The sequence below is a fragment of the Bacillus sp. RE35 genome (assembly GCF_052146655.1).
Lineage (GTDB): Bacteria > Bacillota > Bacilli > Bacillales > Bacillaceae_G > Bacillus_A > Bacillus_A cereus.
Genome location: NZ_CP197377.1, coordinates 3,190,594 through 3,216,545, shown reverse-complemented (window position 1 = coordinate 3,216,545; position 25,952 = coordinate 3,190,594). Strand labels below are relative to the sequence as shown.

Here is a 25,952-nt window from a genome sequence, read left to right as displayed (position 1 = left end):
ATAATTGCTTTATGGGTGAGTTTGACAATATTTTTCTTTTTTGCATATAATATATGTATCTCCATATGTAAAATAGTAGTAAATATATTTCTATAGTGAAATATGATTAGCAATGATAAATACATATGTTTGTATTGAATCATACAAACTATAATAGAAATGGAGGACTAAAAATGGGATGGATTATCACATTAATAGTTGGTGCTATTATAGGTGCAATTGCTAGTTCTATAACAGGTAAAAATTTCCCAGGTGGTATGTTCGGAAATATTATCGCAGGTTTATTAGGTGCTTCGTTAGGTGGTAGATTATTTGGATCCTTTGGGCCATCATTTGGTGGGATTCATGTCGTGCCGGCATTATTAGGTGCAATCGTGTTAATTCTTATTGTATCATTTGTAGTGAAAGCTGCAAGGAAATAGAGATATAGATTATGATGAAGAGCCCTGAATAAGGGCTTTTCATCATTCGAAGAGGTGGTTTCATTGGAGAAAATAAATATAAGAAAAAGAGATAAGTTAAGAAAGTTTTTTAGAGAACAAAATTATTTGGCGGTATTACTTGGATTTGCGTTATTGTTCATTAATATTTTATTGCTAACAAAAATATCATTTGTTTTTACACCGTTTATCGTATTTTTAAAAACAATTTTCTTCCCAGTACTATTAGCAGGCGTGCTATTTTATATTTTGCATCCATTCGTTTCGCTTTTAGAAAAGAAAGGTGTTTCAAGAATCGTATCGATAGCTTCCATATATTTAATCGTACTAGGATTATTTGTATTTTTAGTTGTAACGGTTATCCCTATTATTAAAGATCAAATTGATGCATTAATTGATAACTTACCGTATTTTGGCCATGAGATTGAACAAGCAGCACGTAGATTCGGGGAAAGTAATTTACTCGGTAAAATTCAGGAGAATTTAAATATTAATGTTGCGAATATGGTAAAAGAATACACAGTTGATTTTACAAAGTCATTATCATCAGTAACTGGGAATGTAACTGGATTTTTGAGTACTGTTACAGAGGTTGTTTTGACATTTGTAATGGTTCCATTTATATTGTTCTATCTTTTAAAAGATGGTGAGCAATTGCCGAATCACTTTTTAAAGTTTATTTCAGAGCAAAGACAACCAGCAGCAATGAGAATACTAGATGATATGCATTATGCGATTAGCTCGTATATTAGAGGTCAAATTATCGTCAGCTTATTTATCGGTATTATGCTATTAATTGGTTATCTTATTATTGGTATTAAATATGCGGTATTACTTGCGATTTTAGCGATGATTGTAAATATCGTTCCGTACGTAGGACCAATTATCGCGATTACACCAGCGTTAATTATCGCATTTATCGACTCGCCAGCAATGGTGTTAAAAGTAATTATCGTTATGATGGTTGTACAATTAGCAGAAGGTAAATTTATTTCTCCGCAAGTTATGGGTAAAAAGTTAGATATTCATCCGATTACTATCATTTTTATCATTTTAACTGCCGGAAACTTATTCGGGATTATGGGCATTATTTTAGCCATTCCAGGATATGCGATATTAAAAGTGTTAGTTACACACGGTTATAGATTTGTTAAGTTGAATACGTAAAAAAAAGCGCTAAAACAGTGGGAACTGTTTTAGCGCTTTTTTATTAACAATTCATTTGCATATTGGCGCGCCCATTGATCCGCTTCTAATATAGCATCTAGTGAAGGATCTTTTACGTTATGATGAGCTTCAACTGTTTTGTAAATTGTTTTTTCAATATCGAAAAAGGCAATTTCATTTTTTAAGAATAGCGCATTCGCAATTTCATTTGCTGCATTTAATACAGCGGGAGTAGTACCACCGATTTTGCCACATTCATATGCGTATTGTAGACAAGGGAACTTCTCTAAATCTGGTTTTTCAAAATGTAAACTACCGATTTCTAATAAATTTAATTTTTCATAGGAAGAAGGTAGCCGAGTAGGATAGTGAAACGCATATTGAATCGGCATTCTCATATCAGGAGCACCGAGCTGTGCCATAACTGATCCATCAATAAATTCTACTAAAGAATGAATGATACTTTCTTTATGAATCATTACATTAATTTTTTCATATGGAATATCAAATAGCCATCTCGCTTCCATTACTTCGAACCCTTTATTCATTAATGTGGCAGAATCAATCGTTAGTTTTGCGCCCATTAACCAGTTGGGGTGCTTTAAAGCATCTTTTGCTTGTAATGTTTGCATTTCATCACGTGTTTTATCACGGAAAGCACCACCGGAAGCTGTTACAATTAACTTCTCAATCTCTTTATTATTTTCTCCGTTTAAACATTGGAAAATAGCTGAATGCTCACTATCTACTGGAATTAAGCGACATCCGTTTTGTTTCGCTAGTTCAGTTACGATATGTCCAGCTGCAACCAAAGTTTCTTTATTAGCAATAGCGATATCTTTCTTCGCTTTTAATGCTTCAATTGTTGGAAGTAATCCTGAAACACCTACAACAGAGCTTAATACAAGATTTGAATCAGGGTGAGTAGCTACTGCAATTAAGCCATCAGTCCCGTGTGTGATTTTTGTATTTGCTGAAATACGCGTACGAAGTTTGTCTGCTAAGTCTTTTGTCGCAACGCTTACAATACGAGGTTGAAACGTTTTGATTTGTTGCTCAAGAAGATCGATATTATAATTTGCGGTTAAACCGACGATTTTAAAATGTTCAGGATGAGCTGAAACGACATCTAATGCAGATGTGCCGATGGATCCTGTTGAACCTAAAATTGATATATATTTTACCATGAAAAAACCTCCAAAGTTGTTTCGAATATTTCAACAAACCTATATAACATTAGACAATTGAAGTGGAAATTCCTGCTATATAAAATAGAAAATTAGGGTTTGTTTGGAAGTGAAATGTGATAAACTGTAAAAAATAACGAAAAAGCAATGAAAGAGAAGAGTACATATTCGAAACTTTTTAGAGAGCTGATGTGTGGTGGAAATCAGTAAGGGATGAATATGGAATGGGCTCTGGAGCTTCTAACTGAAATGAGTAGGTAAAGACGGTTACTTCACGTTATTGAAGTATGAAGTGAGCTAATGATAGCTAATTAAGGTGGTACCGCGGGAGTCTCTCGTCCTTTTTTAAGGATGAGGGGCTCTTTTTATTTTGAGAAAGGAGGAGTTAGTGTGAGTGAAAAAATAATGTTAACAGGAATTAAGCCGACAGGTTATCCGCATTTAGGGAATTATATTGGTGCGATTAAACCTGCATTACAAATGTCAAAGAATAATGAAGGAAAAGCATTGTACTTTATAGCTGATTATCATGCATTAAATGCTGTGCATGATTCAGAAAAGTTCAGCAGTTATACGAAAGAGGTAGCAGCTACTTGGTTATCACTTGGACTTGGTGAAGATGTTGTTTTTTATCGGCAAACAGAAGTACCGGAAATTCTAGAATTAGCTTGGATTTTAGCTTGCCTAACTCCGAAAGGTCTTATGAACCGTGCTCATGCGTATAAAGCGAAGGTGGAGCAAAATAAAGAAGCGGGGTTAGAGGTCGATGTAGGAGTGAATATGGGGTTATATACGTATCCGATTTTAATGGCAGCTGACATATTATTATTTCAAGCTACCCATGTACCAGTTGGAAAAGACCAAATTCAGCATATTGAAATCGCGCGTGATATTGCGACGTATTTTAATCATACATTTTGCACGACATTTACACTACCGGAGTATGTCATACAAGAAGAAGGAGCTATTTTACCTGGTCTTGATGGAAGGAAAATGAGTAAAAGTTACGGAAATGTAATCCCATTATTTTCAGAGCAAGAAAAACTTCGAAAGTTAATATTTAAAATCAAAACAGACTCTTCACTTCCAAATGAACCGAAAGAATTAGAAACATTATTTATGATATATAAAGAGTTTGCGACCGAAGATGAAATACAGTCGATGCGTGAAAAGTATGAGACTGGAATCAGATGGGGCGATGTAAAAAAAGAGCTATTCCGTGTTGTAGATCGTGAGTTAGCTGGGCCTCGTGAGAAATACACTATGTATATGAATGAGCCGAATTTATTATATGAGGCGTTAGAAAACGGTGCTGAGAAGGCACGCGCTATTGCGAAGATAAATTTAGCAGAAATTAAAAAACGGATTGGATTTGAGAGGGAACGTTAAGCGTTCCCTTATTTTTTTAGATAATCTGTAATAATCTTCTCGATAACAGGAGGAAGATTATTAGGTAATTCATTAAGTGAAAGAAGCGTAGTTCTTTTGATTCACTTTGATTGCATACAAGTTCACCATAAAATTCTCGGCAAATATAAACAACGAGTACACCGTGTACTTGATCGCCACTTGGATAGATTTGAAAGAAATCTGGCCCTGAGTATGTACGGAATAGTTCTGGATTTTTAATAATAAGTCCAGTTTCTTCAAACACTTCTCGTTTTAAAGCATCTTCTAACGTTTCGTTATATTCTAAGGCACCGCCAATAATGCCCCAGCGGTTAAAATCTGTACGGAGTTGCAGCAATACTTCATCTTTTTCATTTAATATAATGGCGTGTGATCCTATTAGAATAAGTGGATGATTTCCTACTAGATTTCTCATATCTTCAATATAACCCATGTCATTGCTCCTTGTATTTAATAATAGTTAGGAAGTTCTTTTAACATTCTTTCTGTTTTACGTGCTGTAAAGGCTAAGTTATGGTCATCTTTCGTTCTGAAAAATAATGTGCGTAAAAAGGTTTTAATATTAGCACATAAAATACAATACTCATTAAGCGAAAGGCGTTTTCTAATTTGAGGAAGCCTTTTTATTTTTTTATGAATAATAGAAATTAAATCGTTCTGAGGAAAATCATGATACAGCATTGCTAGTAATGGAGTAACGATGCGCTCATCTTCGTTATTATGAAAAAGATCAGATGGAATAAAGATTTTATTTAATAAACAATGAATTAACTCCTCGTACCATTCAAAAGTTGTATACGTATTATGAACAATTTCAGTAAAGGCATCAGATACGTGAGCAAGACAATGAGCCCATCCTTTATTTTCAATATAGCCCCGAAAATCCGTTTCTAAGTTTGTGTATGTAATGAGTTTATTTTTTATTTCTTCGATATCCTCCTCTGTACAAAAGTAGTGCGAATTAGCGAATTGGAGTATTAACGCAATTAACGAAACAGTGTAAGAACGTGTGAAAACCCCATCTGTATGTGGGGAGTAAATGTCACAATATAAATACTCATCACTTAAACAAGTTTGCAGAAGTAATTTCAGCTGATCGTCCATAAGGAATTCATGATGAATGAAATGCGCAAAACATTTATATATAAGTTGGTAACGAACGTAGCTATCAGTCGTTCCGATATACTGAAGCATGTTCAAAGTTAACTCATTTACGTCTATATGTTGCAGTTGCGTATAGTCATTTTGTTGTATAAGCTCTAACTGTTGTTGCAATGCTGTAATATCCAATGGAGAACCTCCTCCGCACTTTAAAGATGCGATCTTTTCTAGTATTCTATATATTCAAGGACAATCCTGCTCATGCAAGGAGAACGATTAGAAATTCGAGTATGATATAGATGAGGGAAGAATATGACGACGATAGAACAGTTAGAAAAACATTTTAAAATAAGAAGAAGTGCTTCTTCTATTATGATAAAAGAAAATAATGCAGAGATTTTTACAGAAGAGCAATTAGAGGAAATGATGCAATATTGCGTTGCTGAAGCTAAAAAAGATGGATTAGAAAAACTACATTTTGAAATCTCTTCAAAAAGTCCAAATTATGATGTGTATAAAAAATGTTTTGAAACGTATTCATTTGAATATGTTACGGAAAACATGATTGTATTTAAAGATATATACGAAGTAGAAGATGTAGAAAGTGAAATTGATTTTAAGCTTATTGAAGAAGTTGGAGAAGAGGCTTTTTATTCACTGTGGAATGAAGCGACGGGAGAACCAGTCGCTCATGATCAATTTGTGCATATGATGCTACAAGAAATTGGTGAGCAATGGAAAGAACATTGCTTAACAGCGAGTGTCGATGAAAAGCCGATAGGAATTGTAATCCCGCATATTGAAAGAGGTACGTTAGAAGAAGGGAAACTTATGTACTTCGCAGTTACTCCAAATATGCGTAATAAGGGATATGAAGCTGCGTTATTTGCAGGTGCGATGTTTGTCTTAAAGGAAATAGGTGCATCTTATTATATTGGTGAGACAAATATACAAAATGAGTGGATGAAGGATGTTTTTGAAAAGAACGGATGTCAGTTGCTTAGTTCAACTGAGAGATATGTGAGAAAGTTTTAGGAGGATGAATGATGTATACTCTCGAACTCGTATAGCGGGAGGGGACTATATATGTTAAAGCAATCCATGCATTCATTCGTGTTACTGTATCCAAATGTATTGTTAGAAGGCTGGAATGTTGAAAAAGTTTCAGAACGTTATGAAGGTGAAAAGTGGGGAACTTTTTGGTTTCAGGTTGTTACTCCAACTGGGATGTTTCGAGTAAAGGAATTTTTTCTCGATATAATGGAACCAGTATTTCCGGATAGCTGTATTTCTCAAGCAAAAGGAGATTGTTTTCAATATAAAGGGCTTGTGTATTGGAAAGGTATAAATTATAAAGGAAAAGAAAGTTACGTTACATCTATATGGAAAACACAAGTTGAAATTTCTGTTGATCATGGATATGTAAACCAAGACGAAATGGAACGATTTCTATTTGAATTACAACCAGTAAATATGGAGCTTGGGAAAACGATATTACATACATCATTTCACTTATTAAGCTTTCAAGCGAAGAGAAGTGAAATGGGTGAGATAGGAAGATGTAGAGAGTGGAATGCTCCAGATGACGTATCCTATGTAAATTTGTTAATTCATGAAAAACTAAATTGGAAACTTGAATCGGTCGGTTTCGGAAATGACGAAACGCAGTATGTATACTGGGACGAAGTTAATAAACTATATGCACTTTGGGTTTGTAGACATAAAAACAAAGCGTATTATCCTATTTCTTCATGGACAATGAACTATGGCCCAAAACAAATTATAAACGGGTTAGAGTTTTATTCGCACCCTAATCGCGGAACAGTTGTATACGAAGATTTAGGTAATGAACAAATCGCATACGTATTTCGCGGTAATCCATGTACAAATTTTGAACAAGTAAAAGAACTTTTCGCCTGTTTGTAAGATAAAAAGAAAAATGAGAACGACAAAGTAGTTATTCCTATAATAAAATAGAGTAAGATTTGACTATAAGAGAAAGCGTTGGTGAAAGAATGGAGCAGCAAAGAAATTGGCTACAAGCAACTGTAGAGAGAAATGAAGATAATACGTTACAAATAAAATGGGAAAATAATATAGAAGAAGTTCGTATTTATTGGAGTACTTCACCAGAACATATTGAAGAAACTGGAGAATTACTTGCAACTGTAAATGGGGAATTATCATATACAATTGAAAACCCGAGTGAAAATGAACGTCCATATTTTAGATTAGTAGGAAGTAATGGACAAGCAGTAACAGTAGCTGAGCGTAGATTGCCATTACAAGGTGCGTTTAACTTCCGTGATATGGGTGGATATGAAACGACAGATGGACGTAAAGTGAAATGGGGCAAATTATACCGTTCTGAAGAATTAGCAGGACTAACAGAGTGGGATATCGACTATTTACAAAAGTGTGGTTTAAAGTTAATTTGTGACTATCGTACAGACTTTGAGGTAAAGCATAAGCCAAATCCTGAGATTACAGGTGCTCGTCAAGTGTGCTTACCAGTTATGCAAGACTTAGCGAAAGACTTAAATATAAATGAGTTTTTCCAAGTTGGTGACCTTTCTATGTTAGGAAAACCAGGTGAGTATCTTGTGAAAATGAATCAAGATTTCGTAAGTGGCAACGAGGCATTCGTGAGCTTCTTAAACTTAGCGCAAAACCCGGAAAACTTACCGTTAGTAAACCACTGTACAGCTGGAAAAGATCGTACTGGATTTGGTTCAGCATTATTATTACTTTTACTAGGTATACCGGAAAAAACAGTAATGGAAGATTACTTATTAAGTAACGGATTCCGTGAAAAGTTAAATGAAAAAATGATGGCCTTTTTAGGTGCGAAATTACAAAACGATGAGAGCAGAGCAATATTAGGTGCAATGTTTGAAGCACGTGCTGAATACTTGCAAGCTGCGATTGGTGAAATTCAAAAGCAATACGGATCAGTTGAAGCATACGCTGAAAAAACTCTTGGCTTTACGAAAGATTCGTTAGAAGAAATGAAAGTGTTACTGCTGGAAGAAAAGTAAAAAGAAGGGAGGCTGGTTTTAATTAGCCTCCCTTTCTTATTGTTGTTATAATTATGCTATGAGAATATAGGAGTTGAGAAAAACATCATGAAATACAAAGTTATATTATTCGACGTAGATGATACATTATTAGATTTCCCTGAAACGGAAAGACACGCATTACATAATGCGTTTGTACAGTTTGATATGCCTACAGGGTATAATGATTATCTTGCAAGCTATAAAGAGATTAGTAATGGATTATGGAGAGATTTAGAAAATAAAATGATTACGCTAAGTGAATTAGCAGTAGATCGATTTAGACAATTATTTGCACTTCATAATATAGACGTAGATGCACAGCAATTTAGTGATGTATATCTTGAAAACTTAGGGAAAGAAGTACATCTTATAGAAGGCGCAGTACAATTATGTGAAAATCTACAAGATTGCAAGTTAGGTATTATTACGAATGGATATACGAAGGTGCAACAATCAAGAATCGGAAATTCGCCTTTATGTAATTTCTTTGATCACATTATTATTTCTGAAGAAGTTGGTCATCAAAAACCAGCACGTGAGATTTTTGATTATGCGTTTGAAAAGTTTGGGATTACAGATAAATCAAGCGTACTCATGGTTGGAGATTCGTTAACTTCTGATATGAAAGGCGGAGAAGATTACGGCATTGATACGTGTTGGTATAATCCGAGTTTGAAAGAGAATAAGACGAGTGTTAATCCGACTTATGAAATGGAGAGTCTTCTACAAATTTTAGAAATTGTAGAAGTGGCTGAAGAAAAGGTAGCTTCATTTTAATTGTGCTGATATTTGTCGAAAAATCGATATATTGAAAAAATCGTTGATATATTGTAAGTTGTGATAGATATATTGAAAAAATCGTTGATATATTGTAAGTTGCGATAGATATATTTGAAAAATCGCTCATATAAATTCATATACTAAGATATAGAACAAAAAATAGAGCTACTATACAAGGTCATTCACGTGTTATAATGCGTGAATTAAATATGCGTATATAAATAGTTTCCTAGCGTGATGCGATGTCATGTATGATTAGTGTAACAACTAGAGGTGAATAAAGGATGTTAACGTTTTTATTTGAGTTAGACAAGAATCTCCCGCAGAAGGATGAGCCACGGTATGATGCTTATTCAAAGGGCTTTATCGAAGGAGATGTAACGATTTGCGCGAGTGACAGCGTATTTTTTCAAAAATCATGTATGAAGGTTGCAGAGCTGGGGATTTATTTAGGTCAGTGGATGGAACAAGTTCAACATGGGCAGAACGTGCCTATGAAATATGAAACGGCTGACCGTGAAGAGGTAATTCTTAGTTTCTTCTACGAAGAGGATCATAATCAATGGAATGTTTTTTCCAGCTGGCAAGAATTTGAACTTCAAGAGCGTATAGCTACTATAACATTAATAGAGAGTGTTCAACGCTATTTGTATGAGTTAAATAAAGAACTGCGCATGATAGAATATCCTGTGACGTTTGATCAGTACTTAAGAGGAGAGCGAATGATGCAGCTCTCTTACAAACGACCGTGTGATAGCAAAGCAGATACGACACCGATAGAGGTTTATAATGGAAGTGAGCAAGTAGGTGTAGTAAGGGGCTATTATAAAAATACGCTGATGAGAGTGCTTGATTTTATTCCGAAAATTGGTAGTAATATTATTTATGAAATAAAGGATAGTAAGGACAATATTCGCGTCATTGCAAAGGATGTAAGTAGGCAGCGCCAAAGAAAGATTTTAGTAATGTACAAAGATAATCATGATGCAGAGCATGAAATACTTGTATGTGACGGAAAGTTATTGGATGCAAATTTCTTATTTACCTTTACATATAAGGCAGAAGAATATGTTGTTCATAAAACTTCATTTGGAATGGGAAAGTTATTACGAAAGGGCTATGTAATTGCAGATTGGAATATTCGTCTTGAGGAAGATATGTATTACATTGAGATGAATGTATATGATGAAGATTACATGCAGGATCAATACTTACTATTAGGCGTATTTCATGCGGTTTTATATGGATAATCAATGAGAAATACCGTCATTCTTCTTGGAAAGAATGACGGTATTTTTTATTTATCCTCAAAAATAAAAATCTCATCAATCGTACTATGTAGTGCCTTCGCTATATCGTGAGCAAGTTGTAAGGAAGGATTGTATTTACCTTTTTCGAGATGACTAATTGTTTCACGTCGCACACTAACGCTCTTCGCTAAATCTTCTTGTGTCATGTTCAATTTTGCGCGGTATTCTTTTATCTTCGTTACGAACGCCATGGTGCATCTTCCATTTCATCAACAGGTTTATCATAAAAGAACATAGAAAAACCGAATGTAAGAATTAGTGTGCCGAAAATAAGAGCGATATCAATCTCTTGTAGCGTAGAGTTTGGAAATAACATTTCAATAAATATAATGATAGCAGTAGTTAGTAATGTAACGATAAATGCATTGCGGCACGATTTATTGACAATTTGTTCAAACAGTTCATCGTGTTGAACTGTTCTATACGATGTGAAAAAGGAGAAGAAACAGAACATAGTAAACAATCCTTTTTCATAAAAAAATCCGAGGAAACCGAAGAAACCGAGAAATCCTAAAAGTTTTATCCAAGTTGTTTTCATGATAGGTCCTCCTTAAGTTGTTAGAAATAAGTCACGTTATGTTACAAATATATCACAATTGGATAGGAATGGTAATAATAGTTTTCCAGTTTGCTTCATAATAATAGTAAAAAGAGGAAATATGCTGCGAAATAAAGAGGATAATATTGTAAAATGGTTGTAAGGAGGGGGAGGAAGAAATGCTAACTTGGATCATGATCGTTGTATTACTTGTAGTGATTACTGTCATTGCGACGGTGTTAATTGGGCGGAATGGTGATGCAAATTATAGCAAAGCGACAAAGGGGAATATTAAACGCTTAACAATGATTTATATTATACTAGCTGTCGTTTTAGTTGTTGGATTAGGGGTGTATATTTATTTTAAAGGTTAAATATACTGAAAAATGTAAAAATCTTAAAATAGAACTATGCTATAATATCAATATAGTTATTTGGTAATTAAGGAAAGGATTGGATGGAATGATTGAAATTACGAATGTGTCAAAAAGTTATAATGGGTCTACCTATGCAGTAAAAGACTTAAGTTTATCTGTACCTAGCGGCGAAATCTTTGGATTTTTAGGACCGAATGGTGCGGGTAAATCAACGACAATTAAGATGATTACTGGTATTCACGGGGTGGACAAAGGGACTATTACGATTAACGGAAAAAATATTATGGAAGAGCCGATGGAAGCAAAGAAGACGTTTGGTTATGTACCAGATAGTCCAGATATGTTTTTACGTTTAAAAGGAATTGAATATTTAAACTTTATGGCCGATATGTATGAAGTGCCGAAAGAAGTACGACAAGAACGAATAGAGTCTTTAGCGAAGAAGTTTGATCTTTATAATGCTTTATCTGATCAAATTCAAAGTTATTCGCACGGTATGAGACAAAAAATCGTTATTATTGGTGTGCTCGTACATGAGCCAGATGTATGGATTTTAGATGAACCATTAACTGGGCTTGATCCGAAATCTGCATATATTTTAAAAGAAATGATGAGAGAGCATGCGGATAAAGGAAAGATTGTATTTTTCTCTACACACGTATTAGAAGTAGCGGAAAAAATATGTGACCGGGTTGCTATTATTAATAAGGGGAATTTGCAGTTTAAAGGAAATTTAGATGAAATGAGAGATCATTTTAAATCCAATGAATCACTTGAAAAAATGTTCTTGGAGATGACGGGCAATGAGTAAAATTTGGACGTTAACGAAGGTACTATTAAAGTTAAATTACGCAGATTTTATAGCGGATAAGAAGAAGCGATGGGCGTATGTATTTTCATTTGCAGCTATTTTATTTGTTGGATTTTTAATATTTGGTTCGATGACGCACGGAATGTATGAAGGTCTGAAACAATTAGGGCAAGGGCCGGGAATGATTATTGCAATGGGACTTGCGATTGCGAGTATATGGGTATTTTTAATGAGTATAACGAACATTTTAACTGTATTTTACTACAGCAATGATATTGAAATGTTACTGCCGTTACCATTAAAACCAGCGCAAATTATTTCGGCAAAATTTTTAACGGTATTAATTACACAATACGTAATGAGTTCATTCATTTTATTACCAATCTTCATTACGTACGGTTTAAAAAGTGGCGCATTTATTACATATTACATATATATGATTTTTATTTACTTACTCTTCCCAATCGTGCCGTTAGTATTAGCTTCGTTACTGATGACAATTATTATGAGGTATACAAATATAGCGAAAAATAAAGATCGAGGAAATATATTTATTGGAATCGTAAGTATATTATTTATTGTAGGAATTAACGTATTTATGCAGTGGAGAAATAAAAGTGCGTTTTCTGGAGATGGGGCTGCGGAATACCTTGTAAATAATCAATCTTCTCTTTTAGTACAAATGACAAATTATTTTCCAACTACATATTTTGGAGCAGTGGCATTAGTAGAAAATGCAAATTGGAAGGGACCTTTATATGTAATAATCTTTGCAGTTATTTCATTTGTCTTCTTTGTGTTGTTTTATTACATAGCAGAGCGTACATATTTAAAAGGGGTTATTGGACTTTCAACGAGTACAGCAAAGAAACAAGTTATTTCGGCGGAAGGTTTACAGAAATCAACAGTACAAAGTTCGCATTTAAAAGCGTATGTGAAAAAAGAATTTAAAACGTTATTCCGTACACCACAATTTTTCTTAAATTGCATTGTACAAACTTTCGTTATGCCAATTATGTTGTTCTTTATTTTATTTGTGCAAGATGGAAACTTAAAGTTTATTACAGAGTATATTAACAATCCAAAGACAACAGGATTTGCAATTGGTGTTGGTCTTTGTGCATCGTTATTTTTAATGGGTAGTAACGTCATTGCAACAACGTCATTTTCGCGAGATGGAAGCTCTTGGTTTGTGAATCGTTATTTACCAGTAAAGGCTTCGGATATCTTTTTTGCGAAAGCAATCACTGCTTGGTTAATTAATGTAATCATTTTAGCAGTATTCGGTATTACGATGGCAGTTGTAGCTGGGATTTCTCCAGTCTTCATGATACTGTGGTTTTTACTAAGTGCGAACGGGTTACTGTTAATTAATTTAATTGGAACACGCTGGGACGCACAAACTGCAGATATTCATTGGGATACAGAGCAGAAATTATTTAAAAGTCGATATACAACTTTATGGAATTTTTTAGCTAATATTTTAATAGCTTTAATTATTGTGGGGGGAGTAAGTGTATTATACTTCTTCCTTCATGTCGGACTGTGGGTTATGTTTATCGTTTTATTTGTAATGTTTACGATTGTAAATTATATCTTTATTAAAATGTTAAAATTAGGTGCTGAACGTATACTGTCAAATATTCAATAAGAAGATAGATCCTCTGTATTCATGCAGGGGATCTGTGTATAGATGGAGGAGAAAAAGGTGAAGAAAATAGCAATTGTAACAGGGGCAACTCGTCTGAATGGAATTGGTGCAGCTGTATGCAAGGTGCTTGCTCAAAAGGGGATAGACATTTTTTTCACGTACTGGCCAAAGTATGATAAAGCGATGCCATGGGGAATGAGTGATCAAGAACCCTTTTTGCTGAAAAAGGAAATTGAAAGTTACGATGTTCGATGTGAAATGGCAGAAATCAATTTATCGCAGTCTTATTCGCCAACTCGTTTGTTTTATATGGTATCAGAACGGTTAGGTGATCCATCTATTCTAGTTAATAATGCAGTATATTCTACTCATACGAGAATTGAGGAATTAGATGTAGAGCAGTTGGATAAACATTATACAGTTAATGTTCGGGCTACTATGCTATTAAGTTCATTGTTTATAAAACATTATTCACTTAAAACGGGCGGGAGTATTATTAATCTTACGTCAGGACAGTCAGTAGGTCCAATGCCAGATGAACTAGCATATGCAGCAACGAAAGGGGCAATTGAAGCATTTACAAAGTCAGTAGCACCAGTTGCGATGGAGAAGGGGATTACAGTGAATGCTGTAGATCCAGGACCGACGAATACAGGATGGATTACAGAGGAGCTGAAGCATCATTTAGTATGGAAGTTCCCGCAAGGTAAAGTAGGAGAACCGGTGGATGCTGCGCGCTTAATTTCTTTTTTAGTAAGTGAAGAAGCGAAATGGGTTACTGGGCAAGTCATTCACTCGAATGGTGGTTATTCATAAAAATATTATGTTAACAAATGTTGAGAAACAAAAAACGAAAGAAAATTTTATTTTTTTGTATAAATAAAATGTCAAGAAAGATAAAAATTTGATAGAAGAGTATATCGTCATATGAAGATCGTAATTCTTAATGTGACAATATACTCTTTTTCTTTTACTTGCGAGTAGAAAAATGAAGTAGAAGAAACTCGAATATTAAAATGAGTTTATCAGTTTTTGTACGTATTATTATGAAGATTACTGTCGGAAAGATGATAATTCGTATGAAAAGGGATTTTTTAAGGGGGAATCGAATCGTAAAGGGGAGGATAAATTATGTAAAACATAGGGGGATTTATATGAAAATGAAAAAGGTCGCTATCGCATCGATAACAATTGGTACAATGCTTACTATGGCAGCTTGTAGTCCTTCAGCAGATAAAGAAACGGAAAAGAAAGAGCAAGTAACTGCGCAAAATGATGGAGAAGCAAAAACGACAAGTGCAGATGAAGCGTCAAAAACAACGAAAGATACTGAAAAAGAAACAAATACTTCTTCAAATGAAAAAACAGATAAGGATGCAAAAAATACGAAAGAATCATCAGGGACAGAAAGTAACGGCAAAACGTCAACTCAAAACGAAAATGTAAAAACAAAAGAAAAAGAGACGACAGGAAAAACGAATGATCAAACGACTAGCGGGAAAACAACAGATCAAAGCACAAGTACAAATTCAGATGGAAAGACAACGAAAGATCCGAAGAAAAGTGTTGCTGTGAAAACGAACGTTAAAGAAGTTGTGGCATTAATTGATAGCTTGGACAAGCAGTTAGCTGCTAATCCAAAATTAGAAACAGTGAATAAGCTTGGTAAACAAATTAATGAAAAGTGGGATGTAATTGAGAAAGAGCTAGAAGCATCACATCCGACGGATTCTAAAACAATCGGTCAAAGTATGTATCCGTTAATTGTAGGAGCGGAGAAAGAAAAAATTGATATTAATAAAATGAAATCTTTAACGACGAAAACGAAAAAAGATTTAAATCAGTTATTGACGAAACTTTCATAGTTTCAAAAGCCTACTCGTGTGAGTAGGCCTTTTTTAGTTTGTTGTAATGTGCACAGTATAACTTATTTATTTTCATTTTCAATTACGATGCGAAAGGAACTGAATGCTTGTTGACTGATATAATCTTCTTCGCTAACTTTATAAGGAAATGGAAAAGCGACGAGTTGCAAATTACTTTCCTGATCCACTGAAGGCAATGTGAAATTAAAGATTTGTCTTGTTTCAGGTGCAACCTTAGTATAAACGACTTTTCTATTGTTAAATATTTCAACTTGTTTCCAATCTTTAAAAGCCACGATTGCGTAAGTCATTTCATCATTTGTTTCATTACCGTTTGATAAAATTAATTGCTTGCCTTCCTTTTCAAAGAAGACAGTTTGTAAGTTCTCTTCACGGTTCGTAACAAATACTGGTTCGTAAAGACCATCTTTTAAAATAGCATCTGGATTTATAAGGGAGAGTTTTATTTTTTCGTTTTCTTTCTGAAGAGGATGCATTGAATATCGCATACTTAGAATATCTTCTAAAATAGCTGCTTTATTTAAGTTATTATCTTTTAATTTGTATTCAGGTTTTTTAATTATTAAAAAGGTTAATTCACTTGCATTAGGAGAAGTGTGTAAAGAGATTTTCGTAGTAATTGAACTGTTTGGTTTCATATCAAAAAAATAGTGTGATATTTCAGTAGTAGTATCTTCTATTTTAAAAGGTTTTTGTTCGTAATCTTCTAGAACAATTAATCCATATTTTCGGTTTTCATTAATAGTATGTACGAATGATAATGTTACATTAATTTTATTATCCTCACTAGTAATTGTACTACCATTGTTAATATGTTGGCCTTGATTATCCTTCAATCCGTAAGAAATAGTATTGGTTTGTTGCTCTCGTTTATTTTCTATGGAAGGTGGATGAGGTTGTATGAATGAAGTATTGAACAAAATATAAATTGTAAGTAATGAAATAAGTAAAACACCGCTAATAATATATATTTGTTTCATAAATAGCACCTCAATATATGTAAAATATTAGAGAAAAAAGATATGCAAGATGCATATCTTTTTTCTCTTTCTTACCAGAAAGCTTTTGTTTCGTGATTCACATCATTATAACCACTTAATTTATAGGTATGATTACCGATAGCGTAATCATCTCCATAATAAATGCTTGTGTTGGTCGCTGTAGCACTTACAAAGGATGATTTTTTTGCACTATTACTTTTCGTATTCACTAATGAGCCATCGCCATTGAAAGTTCTTGCTTTTGCATAAACATAGTCTTCGGTCGTAGTTGAATTCGATTTAGCAACTGCATATGGGTTACCAAAAAAGGGAGTATATACGCTAATGTTAGAGTCATTCTTAGGTGCAGCTGCAATAGTCAAACTAGGAACACTAGATGTTTTTGTTGATTGAATTGTATCAAAGTCAACTAAAACGGGCTGCTTGTCTACAGTATCGACCTCTGAAGCACTTGCGTTATTAGTAAAACCAAAACCTAAAACCGCTAACCCTAAAGTTGTCACCGATAAAGATTTTTTTATATTCACTAATTTTCCCACCTTTTTAAATTTTTGAGTTCGAACTCAATTCATACAATATATGAAAATTTCGAAACTCTCAATGGTTTATCCCATACTTAACGTTTCTTTTACTTTCGATTCAACATGTCTTCATTTGCAAAAAAAGCGAATATATCTTCTAATGCTTAGCCAGCAAGGGATACAGGTTTAATTTTATGAAATTCATGTAAATTTAAATCTATTCATGTCAGAATCTCTGTTATTTTTAAGTTCATATGGGAAACTTATTAAAAAAAGGATGGTGACAAAAATGACAATCGATCGAATTTGTACAATTGGACCCGCAAGTAATAATAAAGAAACGTTAGCACAGTTAATAAAGAATGGTATGAAAATTGTTCGACTGAATTTATCGCATGGCACGCATGAAAGTCATAAAGACATCATTCGTTTAGTGAAATCATTAGATGACTCTATTAAATTTTTGGGTGATGTACAAGGTCCTAAAATAAGATTAGGTGAAGTGAAGGGAGAGCAAATTACACTTCAGGCAGGAGATTCTTTTATTTTACATACACAACCAGTTACAGGGAGTAATACAGAAGCAAGCGTTGATTATGAAGGAATTGCGAATGATGTGAAAGTAGGCAGTAGAATTTTAATTAATGATGGAGAAGTTGAATTAATTGTTGAAAAGATAAGTACGGATAAAATAGAAACGAAGGTAAAAACAGGTGGCAATATCTCATCTCATAAAGGAGTTAATTTACCAGATGCGGCTGTTCGTTTACCAGCTATTACAGAGAAAGATAAAAAAGATATTCAGTTTCTTTTAGAAGAGAATGTTGATTTTATCGCGTGTTCTTTCGTAAGAAAACCTAGTCATATAAAAGAAATACGAGATTTTATACAACAGTATAAAGAAACGTCACCTAATGTAATTGCAAAAATAGAAACGATGGAAGCAATCGAGAATTTTCAAGATATATGTAAAGAAGCAGATGGAATTATGATTGCAAGGGGCGATTTAGGAGTAGAGTTACCGTATCAATGCATTCCGCTTTTACAGAAAATGATGATTCAGGAATGTAATCGAACGAATACATATGTCATTACAGCAACACAAATGCTTCAATCTATGGTAGATCATTCTATTCCAACAAGGGCAGAGGTGACTGATGTGTTTCAAGCTGTACTGGACGGGACGAATGCAGTTATGCTTTCAGCTGAAAGTGCATCAGGAGAACATCCAATCGAAAGTGTGAGAACATTACGTCTCGTTTCAGAATTTGCGGAACATGTTAAAAAAGATGGACCTTTTGCGATGAAAGATGTACTGGAGTTACTGCATAAATCACTGAATGAGTGATGAATAAAAACACGAGGGCGGATATGCATCCGCCCTCGTGTTTTTCATTCATACTATTCTTGCTCTTGCTCATCCAAAATCTTTTCAAACGCAGCAGATACTTTATCAAACTCTTCATCATTTTCAATGTATGAAAACTCATTATCTTCTTCTACTTTTAAAAAGAAAATATCAATGTCTTCCTCAGTTTCTGTTTGGATATCTTCAACAAAGGCAACTGCAATATATTCTGCACCTTCGACATCCATCGCTCCAAGTACTTCTACTTCTTGCTCTTTGTTATTCTCATCACTAAGAGTAAACACTTCGCCAACTTCAATATCAGACATATTCATTCTCCTCCTGTTCGACTCTAAAAAATAGAGCACTCAAACTGTATACATACTAACATATCTTTCCATGAAAAACCAAATTCATACGTAAGAAAACAATTCATTCTTCTTTAGTATGAGTATACAGCTATTAGGAGCATTATTTGTCTGTGCTATATTACTTAATCCATTCAACAATTGTATCCATAGTCTGTCTTGTTTTATCACGCTTTGGCTCTTCTTTACGGTAACCAAAGGCAACCATAACTGATACTTCAAAGTTATCGTCTTGTATAATGCCTTCTTGACGAAGTAAAGAATCTACTTCCTCTTTATCAAATCCTTCTATTGGACAAGAATCAATACCGATTTGAGCTGCGCTCGTCATCATATTACCTAAAGCAATATAAGTTTGTTTAGATGCCCAATCAAATACAGCACGATCGGATTGTAATAAGTTAAAATCTGTTTCCTGGAACTTTTTGAAGAATTCATATCTAATTTTTTGAGTGTCTTCAGGCAATCCAATAATATCGTTCATCATATATTTAATATACTCTGCATCATAATGCATATCTTTAATGTTTCTTGAAAGAACAATAACAAAATGACTAGCTGTTGCAAGTTGCCCACCAGCGCCCCATGAATACGGTTGTAGTTTTTCTCTTAATTCTTTATTTTGTACGACAATAAATTTCCAAGGCTCATATCCAAAAGAAGAAGGAGATAATCTGCCTGTTTCTAAAATGAATTTGAAATCCTCTTCTGAAATTTTGTGCATAGGATCGAATTCTTTACATGCATGTCTGAAATGAAAAGCCTCCATAATCTTTTCTTTTGTAATTTCGTTTGTATTTGTCATAAAAGTTCCTCTTTTCATGAATTTATTTTTGTAAGTAAATTATATTTTTAAAGTAACATAGATACAAGTACGCACATTTATGTGGTATAGTATCAAAAAAGATACTAATGTTAAGGGAAGGGATTTATTATGGATTGTCCAAACGAAAATAATATAAATTACCCATTTTTAAATAAATATTCTTGTCCAGTTGAAGCTATGGTTGAGGTGATTGGAGGGAAATGGAAAGGGGTAATTTTGTATCATTTATTAGATGGTACAAAGCGGTTTAATGAATTAAAAAGATTAAAACCAAATATCACACAAAGAATGTTAACACTGCAGCTGAGAGAACTTGAAGCAGATGGCATCATACATCGCGAAGTATACCGTGAAGTGCCGCCAAAAGTAGAATATTCATTAACTGAGCTTGGTGAATCACTACGTCCAGTGATTCTATTAATGATGGAATGGGCAACTCATAATATGGAGAAGGTTTTGGAGAGTAGGAATACGAAAAATAATAATTAAGAGTTGAAATTGGTATAGATGAGATATGTGAAATAGTTGTAGAAATAAAAGGTGTTTCCATACGTGAAAACACCTTTTATTTCTATATTTTTACTTTTTAACTTCAACTGCTGAAGTTGGAAAGTTATTTAAGTTTGCAGTTTGACCATACCAATCAGCATGTTTAAAAACAACACCTTTTCCATATCCGTCAGTTGAAGTACGTTCCCATAGTGTTGTTGAATAGCTAGCAGTAGGAGCTGCTGCACGTACAGAAACAATTTGATTTTGCCAACTAGCAGACAAGTTTTTATAACCGCTACTTAGAGAAAAATACTCGCTACCTTGATTTGTGAGTTTATAGAAGTCTGTACTACCAGGTCCGCTTCCTCCAACACCAAGGGGAGTGATTGAATTATTCAACCTTTGTTTATCTTTTTCAATAAAAGACTCTAAACTTTCTTTGCTCGAAAATCCATAAGATAACCAGTCTCCATTTTGATTTTGTTTCGGTAGAACTAACGTTATTTTTACGTCTTCCTTTGATGGAGCACTCAATTTGTTAAACGAATCAACAGTCTTTTCATCTACAGTTACATATTCGAAAGAGGAAATCGTATAATCTTTTTCGGTACTAGCTGATACTAATCCCATTCCTCCAGTTAACGACGAAACAGTTAATAATGCACCTGCTACCAACTTTTTAAGCATGGATTCATCTCCTTAAAACTTAGATTTTTTACATAACTAAAATGTATGTTAATTCGAATGTATTATAAATATTTAGAAATTTATAAAAATTAAACAGAATATTCTTTTATTATTCTGGAGTAAGGACAGTAATTAAAAATGAAAAAAGGTTTACTTAAAAAGTAAACCCTTTTTGCTGACCTATTTCAAAACTCAATGGATGAAAGTTTCATTTTATCCATCTATGAATCATACACTTCTTTTGCATTCGTAGAAGCAGCATCTAATAAAAGGAAAATGGCTGCTATCATATGTAGAAAGATGTCTATATAAGGAAAGAAGGCAACTAGAGTAACGATAATACCGATATAATGAGGGTACGTATTCATGCCTTCTTTTTTAGCTAATAAAATAGTATTGATATGTAAAACAATCAATAGTAGTAAAGGTAACCCATATAGGTTAACAAGACTTGGAAATACATAATAACAAGGAAGTAATAAAAGATGATAGATCCCTGTAGTCCACTTTAGTGCTTGAATGTAGGTTTTCAAAGTTAATCCTCCTAAAACAATTCGTATCTATATATTACCAAAAATAATAGATAATTGGATATTGTTTATTTGTATTTTTAATAGATTATAATAATTTTATGTAAACTAATTGTTAGGTATCTATAAAATAGAAAAACCACCCAAACGAGGGTGGTTCGTATTATAAATAATTACTTAAAGAAGAAATCGGAACCTTCACCTCACTACCTTCCTTCATATTCCGCAACACAACAGTGTTTGTACTAAGTTCGTTTTCCCCAATAATAAGCACATAAGGGATATTCTCTTTATTGGCATAATTAAGGGCACGTTTTAATTTGCGTCCTGCTAGTTCTAGTTCGACTTTTAAGGAAGTGGTAGAACGTAATTGCTGGGCAATTGGTAAGCATTGTAACTCTGTCCCGAGTGGGATGATAAATAGATCCGCTGTAGATGAGATTGTTTCTTTCTGCGATAGTGCTGTATAAATAACGTCTAAACCGAATGAAATACCGACTGTTGGATAGTTCATATTATCACCACGGAATGCTCCGATAATGTTATCGTAACGGCCGCCGCTACCGATGCTAGATGTAATCGATCTATCTTTTAAAAAGATTTCATATACAGTACCTGTATACATTGTGAGTCCTCGCGCTAAAAACGGGTTGAATATCGTATTTTCATTTATTCCAAGGGCGATTAAATATTGCTGTAATTGTTGTAGTTCGTTTACTCCATCGGCAACGAGTGGATTATTGAAAGCTTCTTTAAAGTCAGCGATAGTAAGCTTTAGACAAGATAATACGGTATTACATATCGTATCAGCCATTTCTTCAGAAATTCCGCGCTCTAATACATCTTTTCGTACACCATCAATCCCAATCTTTTCGATTTTATCTAATGATAAAATGACGTCACTTGTTAACTCAGTAGGGATGTTAATGGCCTGAAGAATACCATTTAACAATTTTCGGTTATTATATTGGATCGTTATCTCTAAGTTTAACGTTCGGAACAGCTCAAACGCCATAGCCATAAGTTCAGCTTCTGCCATGACAGACTCAACACCGACGATATCAACGTCGCATTGTATAAATTCACGAAATCTTCCTTGTTTAATTGGCCCATCTCGAAATACTTTCCCAATCTCATAACGTTTAAAAGGGAGGCGGAGGTTCGGATTCATTGCCACAACCTTTGCGAATGGAATAGTTAAATCGTATCGTAAGGCGAGCTCACGTTTTCCTTGATCCTGAAGTGTATATATTTCTTTTAATATTTCATCGCCACCGCCGTACTTGTATGACATAAGCTCATACATATTTAACGTTGGTGTCTCTAACGGTTTACAGCCATAACGTTCAAACGTATCCTCACATGCTCTTTTAATTTTATTCCGCAGCACTTGCTCCTCTGGTAAATAGTCTTTCGTTCCTTTTACATTTCTCATTTCCATCATAATCACTCCTTTTTCAAATTAAAAAAAGCTATGCAGGTATAAAAATACCCACATAGCTTTATGAACGCTTCGTGGGTCAACAGGAAAAGCCCTGTACCCACGAAGAAAAATTTTTCTTCGGATACACGGCGTTACGTTTGATGATGAAGTTGGAAAGAAGTATTAAAATTTAGCATTGCAAATCTCTCCTTAACGTAAGTTTTTCCAAATTATATCAGATGATTTTTGAATTATCAATATTTTTAGTTTTGAAATATACGTGAAGTTATGTAGGAGAAATGGAAAAGGGTGTATAATAAAACTTAATAATATGAAATAACCTTTTAAGGAGATCACTATGAAAAAAGATAAAACAAATGCGATGCGAATATTAGATAAAGAAAAAATTGAATATTCGATGATGTCATATGATCCAGACGATGGGAAAATTGATGGCGTATCAGTAGCCGAGAAAATTGGACGAGAAGTGAGAGAAGTATATAAAACGTTAATCGCTCAAGGGAATAGTAAAAATTATCATGTGTTTATTATTCCGGTAGATGAGGAACTAAATTTAAAAGCTGCCGCAAAAGCAGTAAGTGAAAAGAAAATTGAAATGATTCCTGTTAAAGATATTACGAAAGTGTCAGGATATATTCGCGGTGGTTGTTCACCAGTCGGAATGAAGAAGTTATTTTCTACATGTATTGATGAAAGTGCCCAATCACTTGAAACGATGATAGTAAGTGGCGGGAAAATTGGTATACAAATTGAGCTTAAAGTAGATGACTTGGCGAAAGTGACGAGAGCGCAGTTTGGAGAGGTAACGAAGTAAATATACATAGGAAAAGAAGTTCTAGTTTTATCCCGCTATTTGCCGGGCAGTAAGACCCTCATCTCAAATTTCGGCGGAAGCAAAGAAATTAGGTGGGGATCAACTGCCCGTAAAAGCCCGATTGGTGAGGGCTGATTGTCCTTTTTTATTTACAAACTGGATAAAGATTGAATGTTTAGTTTGATATAGGCATGTAATCTGAATTGTTTGTTTGGCTTTGGGAGAAGGTAAAACCTCGATGCAAGAACTTGAAATAAACAAGCAGGGTTTATTCCTAAAGATAGACAAAGAACCGGAGAGTGTTTAATGAGGAGTCAAGCAATATCCATAAGAAAGCACCAATTGGGGGATGCCAGTATTTTTGAAAAAACACGCTAATAGTATGCAAGATTTTATACAGTTTTTTGGCTAATCCAGTAACAAACAAGAGCACTAAAACCACGTTAGGATAGGAATGTATATAATATGTATAGATTCATAGAACTAAAAAAGGGTTCACTTGTGAGAGCAGGGTTGTCCTTTTTCCTCGCTAACGCTAATGATGGGTTATGTTAACCTCATATGTATAGAATATACAGTTAACTAAAAATGAAAAGTTTACAATTAAAAATGAACAATAAAAAACAGTAATGTAAAATCACTACTGTTTTTTATTGTTTCTTATAAGTGAATCATTTGTACTCCTGTCTATATAATTTAAACGAATAAATAGCTCCAATAAAGAATACAAAAGCTTCAAATAATATAAAGATTTGACGAAAATTCTCAATATCTTTACCAACTAAAGAAATAAATATAGCATTCATTAGAATTTGAGTAGTAAACATACGAGAAGTAATTTTTAAATAAATAGCATTTGTTCTTTCAACCGGTTTACCAATTTTTTTGTAAATAATAATAAGTGCAATTACTGAACCAAAAAATAGAAGTGCTGTAAGTCCTACAACGATATTAAAATTGGCTGTACTTTCTAACATCCATTTATTTAATAGATCGATCATTATTATCTTCCTTTCCTACATAAGAGAATATTTTGTTCTTCTTTTTCACTATAATAAAAAAAGGAAAAAGAAAACATCGAACTTTCTTACAAACATTCGTGTATTCTTACAGTTTTGTCATTTTGTAAATGTATTCACCGCCCTGTTTTTCACTATTTTCTTTGGAAAACATAGTGAATTACGAGAAAGAGCGCTACAAGATCAACTTCTGAGAACAAAAATTATGTAAATAAGCTGTTCACTGGATTCTCATAGAAAACTTTGGTGAGATAAAATTTTTGATTTTGTAGCACTTTAAAATCTTAGCTAGAGGGCTATTTATCGGTATCTCACAATAAAAAGGCAGGAACATATCAAATATGTTCCTGCCTTTGATTTTATTAAGTTTAATATCTATGACCTAAATATAATAGAATTTGGAGCTTCTTTTTATTTTAAGTAAATTGGGTAATTAGACTATAACATTAATGTTTATCGTTGAATATCATAATAATATAATGGAGGTGATGTTATATGGCTCTTACTACAGGACCAATTGAAAACGTAGGAAATCAACCTGCTAATGCAAATAAAGTTAGGGTGAAGATCCTTAACCGTACTGCGGGCCCACTTACTGGAGTAGCTAGAGTTTTTAGACTTGACGGTTCATTAGTATTAATTGAACAGGTAAACTTCAATGTGAATTCTAATGCTTCTACTTTTGCAACTCTAAGTTTAGTTCATCCTGCTCTTGGACAAGCATTTGAATATGAAGTTCAAATTGTTCCTAATCAACCTGGTGGACTATATAGTGTTTATGGACTAACAGCTGAAAATGTTATTATTACTGCACAACGTGTTGTGAACTCAGAATTGACACAGTTTCTTTAATTAAAATAGATTGGTGCCTACATGGTATCCAATCTATTTTTGTACGTATTATTCAGAGAAAGAAAGGTTTTACACAAAAATAAAGATAGTTATGGAAAAGGGAAAAGTCGAGCTATCATCTTAATTTTTATTATTTCTGTCTTAGACCGTATCTGTTTTGTGGCACGGTTTTCTTTGAATGCATTTTATTCAAACTGTTTTTTAAAGTATTTATCAAATATGCATTATTGCATAAATAAATTTAAATTTATAAGTTAATATTAAACTACTTTTTAGTTGTAAAGAATATGTTAATAATCTTTATAAGAAAAGGATATTCCTTGTAAAAAGTGA

At 33.7% G+C, this 25,952-nt stretch carries 29 protein-coding genes, 2 pseudogenes and 1 other annotated feature; of the genes and pseudogenes, 18 read left to right on the top strand and 13 right to left on the bottom strand.

All coding sequences use genetic code 11. From position 1 onward, the window contains the following. The first annotated feature begins 173 nt into the window (after positions 1-173). Both ACTL4X_RS16535 and ACTL4X_RS16530 read left to right on the top strand, forming a co-directional pair. Positions 174-422, top strand: coding sequence for a GlsB/YeaQ/YmgE family stress response membrane protein (locus tag ACTL4X_RS16535; protein WP_000539733.1), 249 nt, complete (start codon positions 174-176; stop codon positions 420-422). Positions 423-485: 63 nt separating this feature from the next. After that, positions 486-1,607 carry an AI-2E family transporter gene (locus ACTL4X_RS16530; protein ID WP_000411484.1) on the top strand — a complete coding sequence of 374 codons (1,122 nt, stop codon included), beginning with the start codon at positions 486-488 and terminating at the stop codon, positions 1,605-1,607. 29 nt (positions 1,608-1,636) lie between these two features. On the opposite strand, the gene ACTL4X_RS16525 is transcribed toward ACTL4X_RS16530, so the two are convergent. Next, positions 1,637-2,794 (bottom strand): 1-deoxy-D-xylulose-5-phosphate reductoisomerase, encoded by a 1,158-nt coding sequence (locus tag ACTL4X_RS16525; RefSeq protein ID WP_048538234.1) that lies wholly within the window; start codon positions 2,792-2,794, stop codon positions 1,637-1,639. A gap of 138 nt (positions 2,795-2,932) precedes the next feature. Continuing rightward, positions 2,933-3,140, top strand: a binding site (T-box leader). Positions 3,141-3,184: 44 nt separating this feature from the next. Here ACTL4X_RS16525 and ACTL4X_RS16520 point away from each other — a divergent pair. Then, positions 3,185-4,183, top strand: coding sequence for a tryptophan--tRNA ligase (locus ACTL4X_RS16520; protein ID WP_048538235.1), 999 nt, complete (start codon positions 3,185-3,187; stop codon positions 4,181-4,183). A gap of 8 nt (positions 4,184-4,191) precedes the next feature. Here ACTL4X_RS16520 and ACTL4X_RS16515 read toward each other — a convergent pair. Both ACTL4X_RS16515 and ACTL4X_RS16510 read right to left on the bottom strand, forming a co-directional pair. Further along, positions 4,192-4,637, bottom strand: a pseudogene (locus ACTL4X_RS16515) (NUDIX hydrolase). A gap of 17 nt (positions 4,638-4,654) precedes the next feature. Further along, positions 4,655-5,494 carry a DUF2785 domain-containing protein gene (locus ACTL4X_RS16510; protein WP_000355451.1) on the bottom strand — a complete coding sequence of 280 codons (840 nt, stop codon included), beginning with the start codon at positions 5,492-5,494 and terminating at the stop codon, positions 4,655-4,657. 123 nt (positions 5,495-5,617) lie between these two features. On the opposite strand from ACTL4X_RS16510, the gene ACTL4X_RS16505 reads away from it, so the two are divergent. The 5 genes from ACTL4X_RS16505 (at position 5,618) to ACTL4X_RS16485 (ending at position 10,394) form a co-directional block, all read left to right on the top strand. After that, on the top strand, positions 5,618-6,340 hold the full coding sequence (locus ACTL4X_RS16505; protein ID WP_078385657.1) for a GNAT family N-acetyltransferase: 723 nt from the start codon (positions 5,618-5,620) through the stop codon (positions 6,338-6,340). A 51-nt stretch (positions 6,341-6,391) separates the two neighbouring features. After that, positions 6,392-7,231, top strand: coding sequence for a hypothetical protein (locus tag ACTL4X_RS16500; protein ID WP_011110255.1), 840 nt, complete (start codon positions 6,392-6,394; stop codon positions 7,229-7,231). 89 nt (positions 7,232-7,320) lie between these two features. Next, positions 7,321-8,343 (top strand): tyrosine-protein phosphatase, encoded by a 1,023-nt coding sequence (locus tag ACTL4X_RS16495; RefSeq protein ID WP_139847146.1) that lies wholly within the window; start codon positions 7,321-7,323, stop codon positions 8,341-8,343. An 87-nt stretch (positions 8,344-8,430) separates the two neighbouring features. Beyond that, entirely contained in the window at positions 8,431-9,141 is a 711-nt protein-coding gene (locus ACTL4X_RS16490; RefSeq protein ID WP_017657573.1) for a YjjG family noncanonical pyrimidine nucleotidase, read from the top strand. Between the two features lie 287 nt (positions 9,142-9,428). Next, a complete protein-coding gene (locus ACTL4X_RS16485) occupies positions 9,429-10,394 on the top strand; it encodes a tubby C-terminal domain-like protein (protein WP_000955105.1) in 966 nt (321 codons plus the stop codon). A 47-nt stretch (positions 10,395-10,441) separates the two neighbouring features. Here ACTL4X_RS16485 and ACTL4X_RS16480 read toward each other — a convergent pair whose 3' ends face one another. Both ACTL4X_RS16480 and ACTL4X_RS16475 read right to left on the bottom strand, forming a co-directional pair. Beyond that, positions 10,442-10,645 carry a helix-turn-helix transcriptional regulator gene (locus ACTL4X_RS16480; RefSeq protein ID WP_000896308.1) on the bottom strand — a complete coding sequence of 68 codons (204 nt, stop codon included), beginning with the start codon at positions 10,643-10,645 and terminating at the stop codon, positions 10,442-10,444. Then, on the bottom strand, positions 10,633-10,992 hold the full coding sequence (locus ACTL4X_RS16475) for a DUF3796 domain-containing protein (protein ID WP_146718575.1): 360 nt from the start codon (positions 10,990-10,992) through the stop codon (positions 10,633-10,635). The genes ACTL4X_RS16480 and ACTL4X_RS16475 overlap by 13 nt, the downstream gene beginning before the upstream one ends. Before the next feature lie 179 nt (positions 10,993-11,171). On the opposite strand from ACTL4X_RS16475, the gene ACTL4X_RS16470 reads away from it, so the two are divergent. The 5 genes from ACTL4X_RS16470 to ACTL4X_RS16450 all read left to right on the top strand — a co-directional run bounded on the left by ACTL4X_RS16470 (position 11,172) and on the right by ACTL4X_RS16450 (position 15,696). Then, entirely contained in the window at positions 11,172-11,366 is a 195-nt protein-coding gene (locus ACTL4X_RS16470; protein ID WP_000958863.1) for a hypothetical protein, read from the top strand. An 88-nt stretch (positions 11,367-11,454) separates the two neighbouring features. After that, the gene (locus ACTL4X_RS16465) at positions 11,455-12,180 is read left to right on the top strand and encodes an ABC transporter ATP-binding protein (RefSeq protein WP_000570204.1); all 726 of its coding nucleotides are present in this window, start codon (positions 11,455-11,457) and stop codon (positions 12,178-12,180) included. Continuing rightward, a complete protein-coding gene (locus tag ACTL4X_RS16460) occupies positions 12,173-13,831 on the top strand; it encodes a putative ABC transporter permease subunit (protein WP_078385659.1) in 1,659 nt (552 codons plus the stop codon). The genes ACTL4X_RS16465 and ACTL4X_RS16460 overlap by 8 nt, the downstream gene beginning before the upstream one ends. A gap of 57 nt (positions 13,832-13,888) precedes the next feature. After that, positions 13,889-14,647 carry an SDR family oxidoreductase gene (locus tag ACTL4X_RS16455; protein ID WP_002178542.1) on the top strand — a complete coding sequence of 253 codons (759 nt, stop codon included), beginning with the start codon at positions 13,889-13,891 and terminating at the stop codon, positions 14,645-14,647. 338 nt (positions 14,648-14,985) lie between these two features. Beyond that, positions 14,986-15,696: a hypothetical protein gene (locus tag ACTL4X_RS16450; RefSeq protein ID WP_000782543.1), complete on the top strand. Its 711-nt coding sequence runs from the start codon at positions 14,986-14,988 to the stop codon at positions 15,694-15,696. Positions 15,697-15,758: 62 nt separating this feature from the next. On the opposite strand, the gene ACTL4X_RS16445 is transcribed toward ACTL4X_RS16450, so the two are convergent. Together ACTL4X_RS16445 and ACTL4X_RS16440 are read right to left on the bottom strand one after the other, a co-directional pair. Then, complete coding sequence (locus ACTL4X_RS16445) at positions 15,759-16,697, bottom strand: hypothetical protein (protein ID WP_078385660.1); 939 nt, start codon at positions 16,695-16,697, stop codon at positions 15,759-15,761. 71 nt (positions 16,698-16,768) lie between these two features. After that, on the bottom strand, positions 16,769-17,245 hold the full coding sequence (locus ACTL4X_RS16440; protein WP_001022234.1) for a hypothetical protein: 477 nt from the start codon (positions 17,243-17,245) through the stop codon (positions 16,769-16,771). 283 nt (positions 17,246-17,528) lie between these two features. On the opposite strand from ACTL4X_RS16440, the gene ACTL4X_RS16435 reads away from it, so the two are divergent. After that, positions 17,529-18,587 carry a pyruvate kinase gene (locus ACTL4X_RS16435; protein ID WP_000151078.1) on the top strand — a complete coding sequence of 353 codons (1,059 nt, stop codon included), beginning with the start codon at positions 17,529-17,531 and terminating at the stop codon, positions 18,585-18,587. Positions 18,588-18,640: 53 nt separating this feature from the next. Here the strand turns inward: ACTL4X_RS16435 and ACTL4X_RS16430 are convergent, their stop codons facing one another. Further along, on the bottom strand, positions 18,641-18,922 hold the full coding sequence (locus tag ACTL4X_RS16430; protein WP_142243893.1) for a DUF1292 domain-containing protein: 282 nt from the start codon (positions 18,920-18,922) through the stop codon (positions 18,641-18,643). A gap of 154 nt (positions 18,923-19,076) precedes the next feature. Continuing rightward, a complete protein-coding gene (locus ACTL4X_RS16425) occupies positions 19,077-19,760 on the bottom strand; it encodes an NAD(P)H-dependent oxidoreductase (protein WP_000185713.1) in 684 nt (227 codons plus the stop codon). A 129-nt stretch (positions 19,761-19,889) separates the two neighbouring features. Here ACTL4X_RS16425 and ACTL4X_RS16420 point away from each other — a divergent pair, with 129 nt between their 5' ends. Further along, on the top strand, positions 19,890-20,270 hold the full coding sequence (locus ACTL4X_RS16420) for a winged helix-turn-helix transcriptional regulator (protein WP_000340580.1): 381 nt from the start codon (positions 19,890-19,892) through the stop codon (positions 20,268-20,270). Positions 20,271-20,360: 90 nt separating this feature from the next. Here ACTL4X_RS16420 and ACTL4X_RS16415 read toward each other — a convergent pair whose 3' ends face one another. The 3 genes from ACTL4X_RS16415 to ACTL4X_RS16405 form a co-directional block, all read right to left on the bottom strand. Beyond that, a complete protein-coding gene (locus tag ACTL4X_RS16415) occupies positions 20,361-20,960 on the bottom strand; it encodes a hypothetical protein (RefSeq protein WP_000914426.1) in 600 nt (199 codons plus the stop codon). A 221-nt stretch (positions 20,961-21,181) separates the two neighbouring features. Then, complete coding sequence (locus tag ACTL4X_RS16410) at positions 21,182-21,493, bottom strand: hypothetical protein (RefSeq protein WP_000860725.1); 312 nt, start codon at positions 21,491-21,493, stop codon at positions 21,182-21,184. Positions 21,494-21,653: 160 nt separating this feature from the next. After that, positions 21,654-22,934, bottom strand: a complete 1,281-nt coding sequence (locus ACTL4X_RS16405; RefSeq protein ID WP_324256799.1) for a histidine--tRNA ligase — start codon at positions 22,932-22,934, stop codon at positions 21,654-21,656. Between the two features lie 337 nt (positions 22,935-23,271). Between ACTL4X_RS16405 and ybaK the strand changes: the two genes are divergently transcribed. Further along, complete coding sequence (ybaK, locus tag ACTL4X_RS16400; protein ID WP_000710860.1) at positions 23,272-23,748, top strand: Cys-tRNA(Pro) deacylase; 477 nt, start codon at positions 23,272-23,274, stop codon at positions 23,746-23,748. A gap of 671 nt (positions 23,749-24,419) precedes the next feature. Here the strand turns inward: ybaK and ACTL4X_RS16395 are convergent. Further along, positions 24,420-24,749: a hypothetical protein gene (locus ACTL4X_RS16395; RefSeq protein WP_000566268.1), complete on the bottom strand. Its 330-nt coding sequence runs from the start codon at positions 24,747-24,749 to the stop codon at positions 24,420-24,422. 139 nt (positions 24,750-24,888) lie between these two features. On the opposite strand from ACTL4X_RS16395, the pseudogene ACTL4X_RS16390 reads away from it, so the two are divergent. Together ACTL4X_RS16390 and ACTL4X_RS16385 are read left to right on the top strand one after the other, a co-directional pair. After that, positions 24,889-24,975, top strand: a pseudogene (locus ACTL4X_RS16390) (transposase); the annotation flags it as partial. A 287-nt stretch (positions 24,976-25,262) separates the two neighbouring features. Beyond that, positions 25,263-25,619 (top strand): hypothetical protein, encoded by a 357-nt coding sequence (locus ACTL4X_RS16385; RefSeq protein WP_001229415.1) that lies wholly within the window; start codon positions 25,263-25,265, stop codon positions 25,617-25,619. Positions 25,620-25,952 lie beyond the last annotated feature (333 nt).